Annotated in this window: 13 protein-coding genes; 2 read left to right on the plus strand and 11 right to left on the minus strand. The window is 73.3% G+C overall.

The window, feature by feature from the left end:
• Together ACFV4F_RS22320 and ACFV4F_RS22325 are read right to left on the minus strand one after the other, a co-directional pair.
• Positions 1-612: aldo/keto reductase (locus tag ACFV4F_RS22320; RefSeq protein ID WP_380504758.1), on the minus strand; the 612-nt coding region annotated here is incomplete at its 3' end.
• Positions 613-1,173: 561 nt separating this feature from the next.
• Entirely contained in the window at positions 1,174-3,819 is a 2,646-nt protein-coding gene (locus ACFV4F_RS22325) for an ATP-binding protein (protein ID WP_380504761.1), read from the minus strand.
• Positions 3,820-4,078: 259 nt separating this feature from the next.
• Here ACFV4F_RS22325 and ACFV4F_RS22330 point away from each other — a divergent pair, with 259 nt between their 5' ends.
• Positions 4,079-5,239 carry a competence protein CoiA gene (locus ACFV4F_RS22330; RefSeq protein ID WP_380504764.1) on the plus strand — a complete coding sequence of 387 codons (1,161 nt, stop codon included), beginning with the start codon at positions 4,079-4,081 and terminating at the stop codon, positions 5,237-5,239.
• Between the two features lie 35 nt (positions 5,240-5,274).
• Here ACFV4F_RS22330 and ACFV4F_RS22335 read toward each other — a convergent pair whose 3' ends face one another.
• The 5 genes from ACFV4F_RS22335 to ACFV4F_RS22355 form a co-directional block, all read right to left on the minus strand.
• Positions 5,275-5,712 carry a cupin domain-containing protein gene (locus ACFV4F_RS22335; RefSeq protein ID WP_380443996.1) on the minus strand — a complete coding sequence of 146 codons (438 nt, stop codon included), beginning with the start codon at positions 5,710-5,712 and terminating at the stop codon, positions 5,275-5,277.
• A 163-nt stretch (positions 5,713-5,875) separates the two neighbouring features.
• Positions 5,876-6,883 (minus strand): TauD/TfdA family dioxygenase, encoded by a 1,008-nt coding sequence (locus tag ACFV4F_RS22340; protein WP_380504767.1) that lies wholly within the window; start codon positions 6,881-6,883, stop codon positions 5,876-5,878.
• A gap of 42 nt (positions 6,884-6,925) precedes the next feature.
• Complete coding sequence (locus ACFV4F_RS22345) at positions 6,926-7,840, minus strand: hypothetical protein (RefSeq protein ID WP_380504770.1); 915 nt, start codon at positions 7,838-7,840, stop codon at positions 6,926-6,928.
• A 354-nt stretch (positions 7,841-8,194) separates the two neighbouring features.
• Positions 8,195-8,560 (minus strand): hypothetical protein, encoded by a 366-nt coding sequence (locus ACFV4F_RS22350; RefSeq protein ID WP_380443990.1) that lies wholly within the window; start codon positions 8,558-8,560, stop codon positions 8,195-8,197.
• Positions 8,561-8,880: 320 nt separating this feature from the next.
• On the minus strand, positions 8,881-9,813 hold the full coding sequence (locus ACFV4F_RS22355; protein WP_380504773.1) for a DMT family transporter: 933 nt from the start codon (positions 9,811-9,813) through the stop codon (positions 8,881-8,883).
• An 80-nt stretch (positions 9,814-9,893) separates the two neighbouring features.
• Here ACFV4F_RS22355 and ACFV4F_RS22360 point away from each other — a divergent pair, with 80 nt between their 5' ends.
• Positions 9,894-10,826 carry a LysR family transcriptional regulator gene (locus ACFV4F_RS22360; protein ID WP_380504776.1) on the plus strand — a complete coding sequence of 311 codons (933 nt, stop codon included), beginning with the start codon at positions 9,894-9,896 and terminating at the stop codon, positions 10,824-10,826.
• Positions 10,827-11,047: 221 nt separating this feature from the next.
• Here the strand turns inward: ACFV4F_RS22360 and ACFV4F_RS22365 are convergent, their stop codons facing one another.
• The 4 genes from ACFV4F_RS22365 to ACFV4F_RS22380 all read right to left on the minus strand — a co-directional run bounded on the left by ACFV4F_RS22365 (position 11,048) and on the right by ACFV4F_RS22380 (position 16,247).
• On the minus strand, positions 11,048-13,036 hold the full coding sequence (locus tag ACFV4F_RS22365; RefSeq protein WP_380504779.1) for a hypothetical protein: 1,989 nt from the start codon (positions 13,034-13,036) through the stop codon (positions 11,048-11,050).
• 11 nt (positions 13,037-13,047) lie between these two features.
• Positions 13,048-13,905, minus strand: coding sequence for a carbohydrate ABC transporter permease (locus tag ACFV4F_RS22370; RefSeq protein ID WP_380504782.1), 858 nt, complete (start codon positions 13,903-13,905; stop codon positions 13,048-13,050).
• A complete protein-coding gene (locus tag ACFV4F_RS22375; protein WP_380504785.1) occupies positions 13,902-14,843 on the minus strand; it encodes a carbohydrate ABC transporter permease in 942 nt (313 codons plus the stop codon). The genes ACFV4F_RS22370 and ACFV4F_RS22375 overlap by 4 nt, the downstream gene beginning before the upstream one ends.
• Before the next feature lie 78 nt (positions 14,844-14,921).
• Positions 14,922-16,247, minus strand: coding sequence for an ABC transporter substrate-binding protein (locus ACFV4F_RS22380; protein ID WP_380443978.1), 1,326 nt, complete (start codon positions 16,245-16,247; stop codon positions 14,922-14,924).
• Positions 16,248-16,293 lie beyond the last annotated feature (46 nt).

Consider the following 16,293-nt stretch of genomic DNA (forward strand, 5'->3'; position numbering starts at 1 on the left):
AGCCCCACAGACCCGCACAGCCGCGTGCGTCTGACCGTCTCCAGCCCCACGCCACCAGCGCGCTCCTCGACCATCCCCCCCCCCCACGGCGGTGACCGGGTGGACGGCGTGGGCGCGGCGGATGGTCTCCGCGCTCGCCTCGCTCAGCCCGATGTACCGCACCTTGCCCTCGGCGACCAGTTCGCCGAGGGCGCCGACGGTCTCCTCGATGGGCACGGTCGGGTCGACCCGGTGCTGGTAGTACAGGTCGATCCGGTCGGTGCCGAGCCGTTCGAGCGAACCGTGGACGGAGCCGCGGACGTGCTCGGCCGAGCCGTCCTGGCGGCCCACCGTCGACATGTCGCCCGGAACCGCTTTGTCCATCCGGTAGTTGAACTTCGTGGCGATCACGTACTCGTCACGGTGTCCGCGGACAGCCTCGCCGACCAGGGACTCGTTGGTGAGCGGTCCGTAAACCTGCGCCGTGTCGAGGAAGGTGATGCCGAGGTCCAGGGCGCGCCGGATGGTCGCGACGCCCTCGTCCTGGTCGGCCGTGCCGTAGAAGGCGGACATCCCCATGCAGCCGAGGCCGATGGCCGACACCTGGAGGTCCCGCAGACTGCGCTGTTGCATGTGACGTGCCAGCCCTTCGTCTCGTCCGTCCCGTGGCCCGACGCGCTTCCGAACGCCCCGGTCCTGGCGACCGGCCGGGCCCCGTGTCCTCGGAGAGGACCCTACGGCGCCGAGGCCGCCCGGAGGCGGACCGGCGCGGCGGGGTGCGGGCCAGACGGCGGGGTGCGGGCCAGACGGCGGGGTGCGGGCCAGACGTCGGCGCTGCCCGTCGGCCGGTGGCAGGCAGCAAGCCCGGCACGGATGTCGCTTCGTCTCCGACGCGACCGCGTTCTCCACGACCGCCGTACCGCTCGGCGTTCCCGCCGGCATCACCGCGCGCCCCTCCCCCTGTCTTTCACACTGGCCGCCGAACCTCCTCCGGCGGAACCCGCCGGGGGTCGGGAGTCGGCAAACGGTTCACCGCCAGGCCCCACGCCCGGGCGGCGAACCGTTTCCTCACAGATCACGCTAGGTGCGGTCGAACGTCCGTCCGCCCGCCCTGGCGCATCCTTGACGCGGACGGCAACCGTCTTGACGCGGCCTTGGCGCCACCGGTCAGGGCTGGTGGCAGTACCCGATGACCTAACCAGGGCTTGCCGCGACGGCCCGGCGGAGGCCGAAGACGAAGGTCGTGCCACCGCCCGGGGTGCTCTCGACGGTCAGCTCGCCGCCCATCGCCTCGGTGAAGCCCTTGGCGACGGTCAGTCCGAGGCCGACGCCGGCGACCCGCCCGCCGGCGCCGCGGCGGCTGCGGTGGAACGGCTCGAAGAGGTGCTCGCGTTGCCGGTCGCCGATGCCGGGGCCGTGGTCGACCACCCGCACGTCCACCCGGTCCGCCACGGCGCCCGCGTCCACCCGTACCGGGGCGCCGGACGGTGACCAGGTCTGGGCGTTGGCCAGGACGTTCGCCAGCGCCCGTTCCAGCAGGCCGGCGTCGGCCTCCACCGGCGGCAGGCCCTCCGGGAGGTCGAGGACCACCGGGGCACCCGCGAGCGGGAGGCTGCCGACCGCGGCGACCAGGACGTCCGCCACGTCGGTCGGCCGGAGGGTCACCGGCACCCGACCGGCCTGCAGGCGGCTCAGGTCGAGCAGGTTGGCGACCATGCGGTTCAACCGGTCCGCCTCGGCGTCGATGATCGCCGAGAAGCGGCGGACGTCCTCCGGCGGCCAGTCGACGTCGTCGGAGCACAGGCTCGACGCCGACGCCTTGATCCCCGCCAGCGGCTCACGCAGGTCGTGGGCCACGGCCTCCAGCAGGGTGGTGTGCAGGGCGTCGGTGCGGGCGATCGCCTGTGCCGACGCCGCTTGCGCGGTCACCCGCTGCAGCTCCCGGAGCAGGCGCAGCTGGGTCACGAAGGGGCCGAGCAGGCGGGTGTTCTCCTCGCTCAGGGTCGGGCCGGCCAGCACCAGGACGGTGTCCGGGTCCAGCTCGGCCGCGAACGCCGCGTCCTGCGGCCGACCCGGCAGCGGCCCGCCGGCGGTCGCGTCCGGGCGCCAGCCCGTGCCGTCGCGTGCCAGGATGCCCGCCGCGAACAGGCCGAACGCCAGCCGCAGCCCCTCCAGCAGCTCGGGCAGCGCGCGTTCCCCGTCCTGCACCGACTCCCCCGCCAACCGGGCGAGCGCCTGCGCCTCCGCGCGGGCGCGGGTCGCCTGCTGGGAGCGGCGGGCCAGCCCGTCGATCAGGTGGCTGATGATCCCGGCGACCACCAGGAACACCGCCAGGACCCCGGCATCCGCCGCCCGCTCGACCACCAGGCTGTGCCAGGGCGTCGTGAAGAACCAGTCCGCCGCCAGCGCCGAGACCACGGTGGTGGCCGCGGCCGGTGCGAGCCCTCCCAGACGGGCGACCCCGGCCACCACCAGCAGCAGGCACAGCAGCGCACCGGACGGGCCGAGCGAGACCCGGAGCGGCGACAGCGCGCTCGCCACCGCCACCGCACCGAGCGGTCCGAGCAGCCACCCGAACCGGCGCCGCCGGGCGGTGACGAAGGCAGGCCGGCGTGGCCGCGGCCCGCGCGGCAGCGCCAGCAGATCCGGCCCGGGCGGCGGCAGCACCCGGACGTCGATCGGACCGGCCAGCCGGATCACCCGGTTGATCACCGAACCGCTGACCAGCTCCCGCAGCCGCGAGCGGCTGGTCGGCCCGAGCAGGATCTGGGTGGCGCTCTCCGTCCGGGCGAAGTCGACCAGGGCTCCCGCCACGTCGTCGCCGGTGATCTCGACATAGGTGCCGTGCAGCTCGCGCAGCAGCACCCGTTGGCCCGCCAGGGCGGGCGGCTCCCGCTGGAGGGTCCCGTCGTCCGCGCGGACGTGCACGCCGATCAGGACACCGTGCACCCGGGTGGCCGTCCGCGCGCCCCGCCGGATCAGGTGCTCGCCCTGCGGCGCACCGTTGAGCGCCACCACGATGCGCTCCTTGGTCTCCCACGGCGCCCGGATGCCGTGCCGGGCCCGGTAGTCGGCGAGCTCCTCCTCCACCCGGTCGGCCAGCCAGAGCAGCGCCAGCTCGCGCAGCGCGCCGAGGTTCCCGGCCCGGAAGTAGTTGTCCAGCGCCACGTCGACCTGGTCGGCCGCGTAGACGTCGCCCTGCGCCATCCGGGTGCGCAGTGCGTCGGGGCTCAGGTCCACCAGCTCGATCCGGTCGGCGGCCCGGACGACCTCGTCCGGGATCTTCTCCCGCTGGACGATGCCGGTGATCTGCTCGACCACGTCGTTCAGGCTCTCCAGGTGCTGGATGTTCAGCGTCGTCGCCACGTCGATCCCGGCGTCCAGGAGATCCTGCACGTCCTGCCAGCGCTTGGGATTGCGGCTGCCCGGGACGTTCGTGTGCGCCAGCTCGTCCACCAGCGCGAGCGCGGGCCGGCGGGCGAGCAGGGCGTCGAGGTCGAGCTCGGTCAGCTCGATCCCCCGGTACGGCACGCGGCGGCGCGGGACCACCGGCAGGTCGGCCAGTTGCTCCTCCGTCCCCCGGCGGCCGTAGGTCTCGACGAGGCCGACCACCACGTCCAGCCCGCCGTCGCGCAGCCGGCGGCCCTCGGCGAGCATGGCGTAGGTCTTCCCGACCCCCGGCGCCGCTCCCAGGTACACCCGCAGCTTCCCGGTCACCGCCGAACCCACCGCCGCCGAAGAATCCACCGCCGAACCCACCGCCTCCGAACTCACCGCCTCCGCCGAACCCACCGCCGCCGAACTCACCGCCTCACCGGCCGAGCACCTCCGCAGCTCCATGGTCCCCCGGTGCGGGCGCAGCGCGCGGCCGCAGCGGCGGACGGACGAACGGGAGGTGCGGGCGTAGAAGCCGGCCGGGGCTTTTGAAAGTGGGCTTCCGGTCCTCCCCTGCTGTATCCGAGCCGGAACCCACCGGTCTCGCCGCCTGGCACAATCGTGCGATCACGAAGGCGCGGTCATGAACGCCCGGCGGGCCGGGAAGGACTGACGCCGGGGCGGCAGCACGGGGGCACGGGCTGCAGGGAGAGGGGAGGGCTCCGTGGCGTTCACCGCGGTGCACGGAGATCGGGGCCGACTGGACGCGACGCGGGACGACCTCGGCTGCGGGTGGGCGTGGACCGCGGTACACCGCGCGAGACCGCGCGTGCCGCTCGCGTGCCCGGAGTGCGGACACGGCCTCCACGCGAAGGTCTCGCCGACCGGGCTGCGGTTCTTCGCCCACGACCGCGGAGCACCCACCTGCGCGCTGGCACAGGAGAGTATGGAGCACCACCTCGTGAAGCTGCAGCTCGCACACGCCGCACGGGCCGCCGGCTGGTACGCCGACCTCGAAGTCCGCGCCCCGGACGGCACGTGGCGGGCGGACGTCATGGTCTCCTCCCCCGACGGCGCCCACCGCATGGCGTGGGAGGCGCAGCTCTCCCCGATCACCCGCGACGAGGTCCGCGAGCGCACCGACCGGTACGCCGCCGACGGCATCGATGCCTGCTGGGTGACGCTGTCCGCCCGAACGTGGGTCGGCGCCGTCCCGTCCATCGTCGTCTCGACGCCCCGGCCCGGCGCCGCCGACCAGTGGACCGCGGGCACCGGACTGAGCCGGTTCACCGTCACCCCGTGCCGGAAGAAGTGCCGATGCCCGCACGGCCACGGCGAATGGAAGACCGTCACCGCCCCGCTGGACGACTTCGTCGCCTGGGTCCTCGGCCGCCGCGTCATCCCCCACCGGGTGCCCGCCGGCGAGGACGACCACCGGGTGCTGTGGACCGCGCCGCGCTACGTCGAGCAGGCGGCCGCGCACGCCGACGCCGACCAGCGCCACCGGACCAAGCGCAAGGAACGAGACCAGCAGCGCCGGCGCGAACGGCACGCCGGCCAGGTGGTGGGGAAGGACTGGCGGACCGCCATGCCACTCGGACGCAGATGGCGGCTGGAAGCCGCAGCCGCCCGATGGACGGAGGAGGACAGCGGACGACCCGCCCGGCTCGCCCACGAACAGATCACCGACGACCGCTGGGCGGGCGGCCTGCCCATCCACGTCTCCGGCCACCCCTACGCCGTGCTGCTCCCCTCGGCCGGCCACGCCGACTGGAGCGCGCTCGCCGGCCTGGTCATCCTCACCGTCGGCGACGCGGAGCGCCGACGGACCGTCGAACACGCACCCGCCCTCACCCGCGTCGTCGACCTGGCGGCCTGGCACTGACGTCGGAGGGCGCCGGGCGGGTGATTGGTGCGAGGTCAGTCCGGCGCGCCGGGCAGCAGCACCAGGCTCTCGACGTCGTGCGGGTCGGTGCGCGCGGCCAGGACGACGACCTCCTGGGTCCGACTGCGGTTGATCGGCTGGTGGGGCACGCTGGGCGGGATGTAGACGAAGTCGCCCGGACCCGCGACGGTGACCTCCGCCAGCCGCTCGCCGTGCCGGACTTCGATCTCCCCGCTGACGACGTAGATCGCGGTCTCGTGGTCCGCGTGGAGGTGCGCCTGCTCCGTCGTCAGCGGCGGAATCACCAGGCGGCTCAGGCAGAGCCCGCGCGAGCCCACGCGTTCCCGGGTGATGCCGCGTTCCGCACGGCCTCCCTGCGGGGCCGTCACCGCCGCCGGGGTCGGCAGGACCACGAGTGCATCGCTGGTCCGCTGCTCGACGGGTGACGCGGGCAGGGAATCGATGGTTGTCATGAACCCTCCAGCATTTGTTCCGAAGCCGCGACGCTACGAGGCCGCCGAGGCCGCCGAGCGGAGATCACCCACCGGTGACCGGATCGCGATCACGGCTGACCGATCTCGGCGCCTTGACAGCCTGCGAGGCCGCCGGTCGGCGAAAACCCCTTGCACCCCCCGGTCAGCGGGTGAGTACGTGGCCGTCGTGGGGGCGGTGGTCGCGGGAGCGCCGCAAGTCGGTGGTGACGTAGGTCCGTTGCAGCCAGCGGTCCGCTCCGTCGTAGCGAGGCCGGAAGGCGGTGCGGCCGTGGACGGTGACGCGGTTGTCGATGATGACCAGGTCGCCGGGTGTCAGGCGCAGGGTGCGGGCGCTCGCCTCGCAGGCGCGCCCGAATTCGGCCAGCGCCGCGGCGGCCCGAGGGGTGAGCGGGGTGGTGACGAGTTGGGCCATGCGGATGTCGGGGTCCTCGGCTGCTCCGGACAGCACCGGTCGGGGTTCGGCATCGGGCGTGCCCCCGGCGGTGTCGGGGCCGAAGGAGGGTGGTGGTGTGGTGATGAACTCCGGTGCGAACAGGGCCTGGCGGCCGGCCGGGGTGAGGCGCGGCAGCGCCTCGCGGAGGCCGGCGACGCGCATGCCGGCGATCCGGTCGTGGTCGGCGCGCAGGCACAGGAAGACCACGTAGTCGGGCGGGTGGGGGTGGAAGCCGTTCTCGGTGTGGAAGGACAGCGGCACCGAACCGGCGTTGCCGTGGAAGGTCTCCTGTCCGGGCACGGGCACGACGTCCTGCACGAGGGCGCCGGACTTCTCGGCCAGGTAGGCGAGCGGCTCGCCGAGCCCGCAGGCCACCATCGTGAGCACCGCGGCCGGCACGGTCGCCCGGCGCTGGACCGAGCCGGGTACGGCCGGCGTCGCCGGCAGGGCCGCCCGGTCGACGGGCAGGCCGCCGATCACCAAGGTGCCCTGCGGGCCGGAGTGCCTTCGGAACCGGCGCACCGCGCGGCGCAGCGGTAGCGGGAGGTCCTCCCAGGCGTCCCGGGCCCGTTCCACCCACTCGGGGCTGTCGACCTGGTCGTGCCCACTGGTGCACAAGGTGCGGGCCAGCCGCTCGCATACACCGACATCGGCCGGATCCAGCTCCCAGTCGGCCGCCGCAGCGGGTTGGACGGTGCCGGGCGTCGTCTCGGGCATCAGGGTCTCCTGCCGGGGGTGCGGACGGCGGACGGCGCGGGTTCAGGAGTGGCGCAGGTCGGCCACGGCGCCGGCGATGTAGTGGTCCCCGAACCGGATCAGGGGGGCGTACTGGGCCGCGCGGCGATGGCGCATGAGCCGTAGTTCGGCGACGGCGTTGTCGGGGCCTTCGGGCCGCTGAGCGATGGAGCGCCGCAGATGGACCATCGAGTACGCGAGGGTGACGTGCCGTTCGGCGTCGACGATGTCGGCCTCCAGGAGGGCGCCCCGCGCCTCGGCCAGCTCGGGGGCCCGGGCCACGAGCTGCTCGTAGGAGTCGGGCACCAGCGCGAGCAGATCCTTCATCGCCGCCCGGAACAGCTTGTAGCCGCGGTGCTGGCGCCCGCTCAACGGGACGTCCGTCGACGGAGGCGCCATGGTCCGGCGTATCGCCGCCATGTAGTAGTCGGCCGGGATCGTACTCGCGTGGTTCATGGCCGCAGGGAAGCCGCGCACGTACACCGTCGCATCCGCGAGGCGCAGCAGCGCGCCATCGTCGTCGCCGTCCCGCAGTTGGCGTGCTGCATCGGCCACGGCGACCGCGGCGCAGACGTTGAACAGGACATGGACCTGGTGCCCGATGAGCCACCGGGCGCTCCACGCGCTCTCCAACGACGGCTCCGCACCGGGCTCGGGAGCGGCGATCGGCGGGACGGATTCGGGGTCGTCGCCCGGTGCTGCGCCGGTGAGGTCGAGCACCGACTGCCGCATGCCCGCGAGCTCCAGCGCCAGGTCGGCTCCCGACAGCGGAGCGTCGCACAGGTCTTCCAGGCCGCGGTGGACGACCAGGGCGCCGTGCAGGGCGGCCTGCTGATCCGACAGCTCGACCTCGCGGACCCGGAAGTACGACTGGCTGGTCGACTCCGCCGGGAGGTCCTCACCGGCCGGCGCCGGGCCCAGGGCCGACAACGCGGCCACCAACTCACGTGCAGCCGCGGTGGCCTGCCGTAGCGCGAGGGCCCGCTCGACAGGCCGGCCGTGGGTCGCCACCCCGGCCAGAACGCGCGCGGCGCGCCCCGCCTCAGCGTCAACTCGCGGGCCCAGCACCGGGACTGGCCGCCCGGCTCGTGGTTCGCGGAAGACGGCGACAGCGGGATGCCCGGCGACCGGTAATAAGCCCATGGTTGAAGTACTTTGCCAGGAACACGCCACCCGAAACCCCGACCGGCAGAGCGCGGCCGGCGGCATCCGGCGCGCCTGCGGCCTCATCCGAGGCGGCCCCTGACCGCCCTGCCGCCGGAGTCGTCGGTTCCGTGAACCCCGCCGTACGAGTCAGGTCTCGTGCCACCAAACGGTCAACCGCCGGCGCCACCAGGGGAGGCTCGGCGACCGATGGTGAGTCAACCATGAGGACGCGTACGGATCCGGCAGGGTACGACGCTCGAACTCCGCGTCGAGCCTGGCCACGATCCGGCTCAGTTCACGGCGAGCGGCCGACGGCAGTGCATCGAGCATGGCTTGCAGATCGTCCCGGCTCCCGAACACGTCGTGGCACTCGCAATCCTCCAGCACCACGTAGAGCCATCGGCCAGGCCGGCGCAGGAATTGCTCGTACCGGCCGAGCGCATCGCTCAGGAAGCCGGGCCGGAACCTTTGGGCCTCAAGGCGCCTGACAGCGCCCTGGGCGCCTCGTCGCAAGCCTTGAACCTGACTGAACTCTCGGGACCGGGCCCGGATCCACCGCGTCTGGGCGCGCACGGCGCCGGGCGACTTACGCGGCATCGCCCCTTCGGATCGACGTCATGGCCGCCACCCTGCCACGCCACGGGCAGACCGGCCACCGAATTTCCTCCGGACCGGACGCCCTACCGGAACTCGATCACGGCAACGAGCCACGGATCCACGGGCTTTCGTGCCCGGCCGCGCACCGGCCCCCGCTTCGCGGCCTGGGAGAGGGGTGCCCGCGCCGGGCGCTGACCGGCTCCGTGGTGCCGTCCCGGTGGTGTCGAACGGGGTGATCAGGCGCTGACAGGTGTCGTCGCCCGGCGCGCCGGGTCCTCCTTCACGGTTTGCGCTGCGGCGCGGTGGGTGCGTTCGATGGCCTGTCCCCAGTAGGTCCCGGCGATCATCAGCACGGCGCCGAGGGCGGCCCAGAGGGTGAGCCGTTCGCCGCCGAGGCCGAACCCGATGGCGACGGCCCAGATCGGTTCGGTTCCCAGCAGCAGGCTCGCCCGGCTGGCGGAGGTGCGCTGCACCGCCTGCGTCTGGGCGAGGAAGGCGAACACGCTGCAGAACAGGGCGAGGTAGACCAGCTGGGTCCAGGTGGTGACACTGCCGTGGGCCAGGTCGGGCAGGTGGCCGAAGGCCGCCGGCAGGAACAGGGCCGAACCGACGACGGTCTGGACGCTCGTCAGGCGGAGCGGGTCCACGGGCCGACCGGCGGTCAGCCGTCCGACGAGCGCGACGTGCCCGGCCCGGACGACCGCGGCGGCGAGCATCAGGGCGTCCCCGAGTCGCGGCACGTGCAGTCCGGTGCTGGAGCTCAGCAGCCCGACGGCCAGGACGCACAGGCCGGCGGCGAGGAAGAACGTCGCGGGCAGGCGGCGGCCCGCACTGCGGTCCATCAGCGGGGTGAGCACGATGGTCAGGCTGATGATCAGTCCGGCATTGGCGGCGCTGGTGTGCGCCACCCCGTAGGTCTCCAGCACGAGGACGGCCGCCTGGGTGACGCCCAGGACGGACCCGGTGCGCACCTCGTCGCGGGTGAAGCGCCGCCCCCGGCGGCCGAAGGCGACCAGGGCGCCGCACGCGAGCGCGGAGACCGCGTACCGGGCGAACAGCACCACCAGGACCGAGAGCGCGGCGGTGGCCGTCTTGGCCGCCAGATAGCTGGAGCCCCAGACGAGTGCGACGAGGAGGAGTACCGCATCGGTGCGGCGGGCAATGGGCATGCCCCTACGCTGCCCGACCAGGGATTTGAAGGCCACCACCAACTTCTTCAACGAACCTGTAGCAGCCCTACACTGTCGGCGTGGATGAGAGGCAGCTGCGGGTCCTGCGGGAACTGGGAGAGCTGGGGAGCGTCACCGCGGTCGCCGAGGCGCTGCACGTGACGCCGTCGGCGATCTCGCAACAGCTGAGGCTGCTGCAGCGTTCGATCCCCGTCCCGCTCACCGAACGCGCCGGGCGCCGGGTGGTGCTGACGGACGCCGGGCGGGCCCTGGCGGTGGCGGCCATCGAGGTGGAGAGCGCTCTGGCCAGGGCGCGCCACACCGTCACCGACTTCGTGGAACAACCGGACGGCGAGGTCTCGGTGGCGGCGTTCCACAGCGCCGGGTCGGCGTTCTTCCCGCTCCTGCTACGCGGCCTCGCCGGCGCCGGTCACCCTCGTCTGGCGCTGTCCGACGAGGACGTCGCCCAGGACCGCTTCCCCGCCCTCACCCGTGACCACGACCTCGTGCTCGCTCACCGCCTCGACCACGCCCCGCCCTGGCCGCGCACCGTGATCGCCCACACCTTGCTGCGCGAGCCCCTCGACGTCGCCCTGCCGGCCGGCCACCCGCTGGCCTCCCGGCCGCGGCTCTCACCGCAGGACGTGGCCGACCAGCCGTGGATCACGGTCCACGACGGCTTCCCGCTGATGGCCACCATCGAGGCCATCGCCAGCGTCGCGAACCGCCGGCTCGACATCGTCCACCGCATCAACGAATTCGCGGTGGTCGCCGAGGTGGTGGCCGCCGGCGGCGGGCTGGCCCTGATGCCGCGCTGGACCGCCCGCCCGCACCCCGACGTCGTCCTCCGGCCGCTGAGCGGAGTCCAGGCCCGACGGCACGTCGACGTGCTCCACCGGCCCGAGCGCACCGCGCGCAAGGCCGTCCGGACGGTCCTCGCCGAGCTGCACCGCGCCGCCGATACGATCCGGGCCACGAGGCCGCGGCTCCCTGACGGTACAGGTGATCAGTGATTCTCAATGTTCACATCGACGGTCGATGGCGCTGCGGCGGGACCCCGGAGGAGAAGTCCCCGGTGATCGACACGGTCGAGGAACCGGAAATCGACTGGGACAGCATCCGCTGATTCCCTGCGCAACCGCTCCGGCGACCGATCGGCGGCACCACTCCAGCGGGACGCGGGTCGCGGTGCGCCGGGCGAGGCCGGGCACCGGGCGGACGCCGCAGGACCCGCCTACCGGCGCGCCCGCGCCGACGCCGCCGAACGCCGGCTTCGGGGCCACTCGACCAGAAGCCAGCCGCGGTGCGGCAGCGGTGCGCCGAACTCGACGAGGCCGCCGGCCACGACCGCCGGGACGGGCTCCGGGGCCGCCAACGGGCGGAGCAGCGTCGCCTCCGCTCCGGTGGGGGTGCCGGGCAGGTGGATGCGGACGTGGGCCGGGTCGGCACTGCCGTTGGCCACGGCGAGGCGGAGGCCGTCCGGGGTGCGGGAAAGGTGGGGGATCAGGTGGGGGCCGCCGGTCACCAGCGGCAGGGCCGGGTCCTCGCCCTCCAGGTACCGGACCATCTCGTGCAGCAGTTGCTGCCCGTCGTCGTCGTACGGCAGCAGGTCCACCGCCGTCGCGGCCAAGACGCAGATCCGGCCGCCGAGTTCATTGGTGTGGACGCACCGGCCCGGGCCCCACACCCGTAGGTCCGGGGTCAGGATCTCCGTCCAGGTCTCGGTGTCCGCCGCGGGCCGGAGCCGGGCGAGTGCGGGCTGGCCGTTGACGCTCAGGAACACGTCGCCGCGGCGCTCCAGCGCGTACGGGCCCGGCGCGGACGCCGAGTCCCTCCCCACCACCTCCTCGACCGTCACGCCGAGCAGCTTCCCGAGCCCCCGCTCGTCCAGGATGCGCGCCGCCGTGCCGTCCAGCAGCAGTCCCCCGCCGAGCATCCGCCGGAGCTCCGCGTCGCCGTACGCCCACGCCACCTGCCCGAACAGCACCCGCACCGGCGCGTCCCCGGCCGTCACGGGGACGCCGTACCGCAGCAGGAAGTCCGCCGCCGGGCCGGGGTCGACGGCCAGGTCGGCGAGGTCCCCGCCGCGGACGGTCCGCACGTGGGCGGCCGCGTCCTGCCGCACCGGCAGCGCCACACCGACGGTGTCCCCCTTCGACGCCACGCGGTCGAGCGCCGGCCGCGACCTGCGCAGCAACTCGGCCACGCGCGGGAAGCGCCCGGCCCGGCCGGACTGCATCGGGTGGACGTTGAGGAACAGCGCGTCCGAGCCCGCGAGTTGGGCGGCGACGAGCTCGGACCACGTCTGGGCGTCGGACTTCGACCACGCGGTGTGCGGCCAGTTCTCGACCTCCGGTTCGCTGCGCACGTGTGCGGGCCGCTGTGCCCGCTGCACCTCCAGCATCCAGACGGAGAAGCTCAGTTCGCGCCCCGGCGCGTCGGAGTAGCGGGCGAGGTGCGGCCGGTGGGAGACGCGTCCGTGGATGGCGAGCGCGTCGAACAGGGCCGGCCAGTCGCGTCCCTCGACGGAGTGGACTCCGGGCTCGGAGCTCATCAGCCCGAGCTGCGTCCGCCCGTCCGACCGTTCGGCGACGGCCTTCGCGATCGCCTCGGCCACTTCCAACTGCGCTTCTCGCCAGACCCGTTGAAGCTGCACACGCCAGGGGTGGGGATCGCCGGGGGCCGTCACCGCGGCGACGGCCTGCTCCCGGGTCACCGTCTCCCCCACCGCCTCCGCCAGCCGGTCGAGCATCAGCGGCTCGAATCCGCCACCCCACCCCAGCGGCGCGTGGTTGTGGTAGCGGAAGTCGTCCTCCAGCCACAGCACCCGGGGTACGAGCTCGGCGAACCGGCCGTAGTGGGCGGTGATCCACGAGCGGAAGCGCGGGCAGGCGAAGGAGGCCTGGGCGGTGGCGACCGTCCCGGTCGGGCCGACCATCGGGGCGAAGCCCAGCCGGTCGACGCGCCCACGGTCGGCGTGCCCGGCCGTCACCCAGGGGTTGAGGCTGACGTCGAGCCCGGCCGCCCGGAGCGCCTCCGAGGCGCTTCGGGCGGTCTCGTACAGCCTGTCCTCGGCGGCTCCGGACGGGTGCCCGGCGTGGAACTCCTCGGCCCCGAGCAGCAGGACGACCTCGTCGACCCCCGACTCCCGGCAGAAATCGACCAGTTCGGCGACGTCGGACGCAGCGTGGAGCTGGAACCGCAGGTGGTACCTGGCGGGCACGGCGGGCCTCCTCACTTGGTGCTGCCGGCGGTGAGGCCGGCGCGCCAGAATCGCTGCAGGGACAGGAACAGGACGACCAGCGGGATCGCCGACACCATGGCCGCCGTGACGACGACGTTCAGCGGCGGCGCCCCGGGCCCGATCGCCCGCTGGGACTGCCACCCGACGACGCCGACGGTGACCGGCTGGAGGTGGTCGTCGGCCAGCATCAGCACGGGGAGCAGGTAGTTGGTCCAGATGGCGACGAACTGGAACAGGAACACCGTCACGAGCGCGGGCGACATCACGCGCAGCGCGATGGTGGCGAAGATCCGCAGTTCGCCGGCGCCGTCGATCCGCCCGGCCTCGATGAGCTCGTCCGGTACGGACGCGGCGGCGTAGATGCGCGCGAGGTAGACCCCGAACGGGCTGACCATGCTGGGCAGCAGCACCGCCCAGTAGCTGTTGACCAGGTGCAGTCGGGAGAACAGCAGGTACAGCGGCACGGCCAGCAGCGGCTGCGGGACGAGCACGGCGGCGAGCACGCCGTTGAACGTCAACTCCCGCCCGCGGAAGCGGTATTTGGCCAGCGCGTACCCCGCCATGGCGGAGATCAGCGTGCTGACGCCCGCGCCGCCGACGGCGTAGAGGGCGCTGTTGCCGAGCCACTCCCAGTAGATGCCGCCCTGCCGGGTGAACACCTGGTCCAGGTTGTCGAGGAGCGCGAAGTCGCCGAACCAGAAGCCGTTTCCGGAGAACAGCCCGCTGCTGGTCTTCGTCGAGGCGACGAGCAACCACCACACCGGTGCGAGGAAGTACACCGAGGCGAGGAGCAGCACGCCCAACACGATCCAGCGGGAGGCGGGTTGACGCCCGGAGGTGGTGTTCACCGCGCGACCCCCCGGCGCTGGACGAGCTTGAGGAAGCCGAAGGAGAGCGCGAACGCGAGCACCGCGAGGACGACGGACTCGGTGGCCGCGAGGTTGAAGTTGTCGGCGTCCACGGCGTTGTGGGCGGCGTAGATGGGCGTGTAGGTGCTGCTCAGGTTCGGCGCCACGGTGTGCAGGATCGCCGGCTCGTTGTAGAGCTGGGCGGTGCCGATGATGGAGAACACCGTGGTCAGCACGAGCGCCGGCCGGATCATCGGCACCTTGATGCGCCACGCGACGCCGAGGGCCGAGCAGCCGTCCATCAGGGCGGCCTCGCCGATCTCCGGCGGGATGGACTGGAGGGCGGAGTGGAGGATCAGCATGTTGTAGCCGGTCCAGCCCCACGTGAGCATGTTGCCGATGGTGGGGCCCAGCATGCCGTCGGACGTCAGGTCGAGGTGCAGGCCGAGGTGTTCGCCCGCGGCGGTGATCGGGCTGAGCCCGGGGGCCACCAGGTAGGACCACATGATCGCGCCGACCACCCCCGGCAGCGCGTACGGCAGGAAGAAGGCCAGCCGGAAGAACCGCTTGAAGGGGGTCGACCCGGCGTCCAGGAGCAGCGCGAGCGCCAGGGCCAGCAGCAGCATCACCGGCACCTGCACGACGCCGATCAGCAGCACCCGCAGCAGCGAGCCGCGGAACGCCGGATCGCCCAGCGCCGTCGCGTAGTTGCCGAGGCCGGCGAACACCTGGGTGGGGGCGGTGAGGCCGAGCCCGGAGCGGTGCATCCGGAAGAGGCTCTGGTGGACGGTGTAGCCGATGGGCGCGAGGTAGAGGGCGGTGAACAGCAGCAGGAACGGGGCCAGGAACAGCGCCGCCGTCCGGCCGTGGCGACGGGGGCCTCCGGAGCCCCGCAGGGACTTCCGCACTGCTGTCCGCCCGGCGTGGACGGTCTTCATGGGCGTGCTGCCTCCTCGGGGAGTGACCATGACGGGCCCGCGCCCGTGGGGGTGGCGCGGGGCCGGGTCGACGGGTGGTCAGCCGCCGGCGACGGCGAGGCCCTGCTGCTTCAGGCCGGCCACCGTCCTGCCCTGCACGTCCGCGAGCACGCCGGGCAGGGTCGCGCCGCCGGTGCCCGCCCTGCCGAGCCCGTCGCCGAGGTCGGTGGAGGTCTGGGTCATGGTGGGCCCCCACTGCCAGTCGGTGGCGATGTGCGCGCTCGCGGCCCGGAACACGTCGAAGATCACCTGTCCGCCGAAGAACGGATCGGGCTTGCCGAGTGCGGGGTTGGCGAGCCCGGAGGTCGCGGCCGGGTAGATGCCCGTGACCGTGATCAGGTCGCCCACGCTGCCGGGGTCGGTGCTCATCCAGGTGGCGAACTCGGCCGCCTCCTTGGGGTGGGCGCAGCCCTTGAGGACTGCGGTGGCCGAGCCGCCGTCGTTGCCGTAGGCGGGGTTGGCGGCGTCCCACACGGGCATCGGCGCCACCGCCCACTGACCGGCGCCGCTCTTGACGCTCGCCGCCAGCGTGGGAGCGTTCCACACCGCGTTGACGTCGGACAGGATCTTGCCGTCCGTCAGGTCCGCGTACAGCGACGGGTCGTAACTCGGGTCCGCCTTCAGGAGCTTCCGGTCGAGCAGGTCCTGCCAGTAGCCGGCCACCTTCTTGTTGGCGGCGCTGTCGAGGCTCACCTGCCACTGGTCGTTCCCGGTGCCGAACCACTTGGCGCCCGCCTGCCAGGCGAGACCGGCGTAGTTGTAGGCGTCGTTGCCGAAGTCGCCGAGGTAGACGGTCGGGTCGGCGGCGTGCACCTTGGCGGCGTCGGCCGCGTACTCGTCCCACGTGACCGGGGGCGTCGTGATGCCGTACTCGGCGAACAGGTCCTTGCGGTAGAACAGCGCCATCGGCGCGGTGTCGACGGGGATCCCGTAGGTCTGCCCGCCGATCGTCACCTGCTTCCACGTCCACTCGGCGAACTGCGACTTGGCGTCCCCGGTGTACCTGGAGATGTCGGTGAGGGCGCCCGCGGCGGCGAAGCTCGGCAGGGTCTCGTACCCGACCTGGGCCAGGCACGGCGCGTTGCCCGCCTTGGCCGCCGTGAGCATCTTCGTGTACCCGCCCTTGGAGCCGGACGCGGTCTTGCCGAACGTCACCCGCACGTTCGGGTGGGACGCGTTGAACTTCGCGACCGCCTGGTCGTAGCCCGGGGCCCAGCCCCAGAACTCCAGCTCGACCGTGCCGCCCGCGGCCGCCGATCCCGGCGCGCCGCCGGACGATCCGGAGGAGCAGCCGGCCAGCAGGGTCGACGCGGTGACGGCGGCCAGCGCGGCAACGAGCGTGGTGGTGACGGGACTTGGCTTCACGTGCGCCTCCTCGGTGAGGTACTGAGGGAACCTGGGCACTGCGAAT

Source organism: Kitasatospora sp. NPDC059722, from assembly GCF_042733235.1.
GTDB lineage: Bacteria > Actinomycetota > Actinomycetes > Streptomycetales > Streptomycetaceae > Kitasatospora.

Coding starts and splice junctions, on each gene's coding strand:
- ACFV4F_RS22335 (WP_380443996.1), bottom strand. CDS start 5,712: ATGACAACCATCGATTCCCTGCCCGCGTCACCCGTCGAGCAGCGGACC.
- ACFV4F_RS22355 (WP_380504773.1), bottom strand. CDS start 9,813: ATGCCCATTGCCCGCCGCACCGATGCGGTACTCCTCCTCGTCGCACTC.
- ACFV4F_RS22340 (WP_380504767.1), bottom strand. CDS start 6,883: ATGCCCGAGACGACGCCCGGCACCGTCCAACCCGCTGCGGCGGCCGAC.
- ACFV4F_RS22375 (WP_380504785.1), bottom strand. CDS start 14,843: ATGAAGACCGTCCACGCCGGGCGGACAGCAGTGCGGAAGTCCCTGCGG.
- ACFV4F_RS22325 (WP_380504761.1), bottom strand. CDS start 3,819: ATGGAGCTGCGGAGGTGCTCGGCCGGTGAGGCGGTGAGTTCGGCGGCG.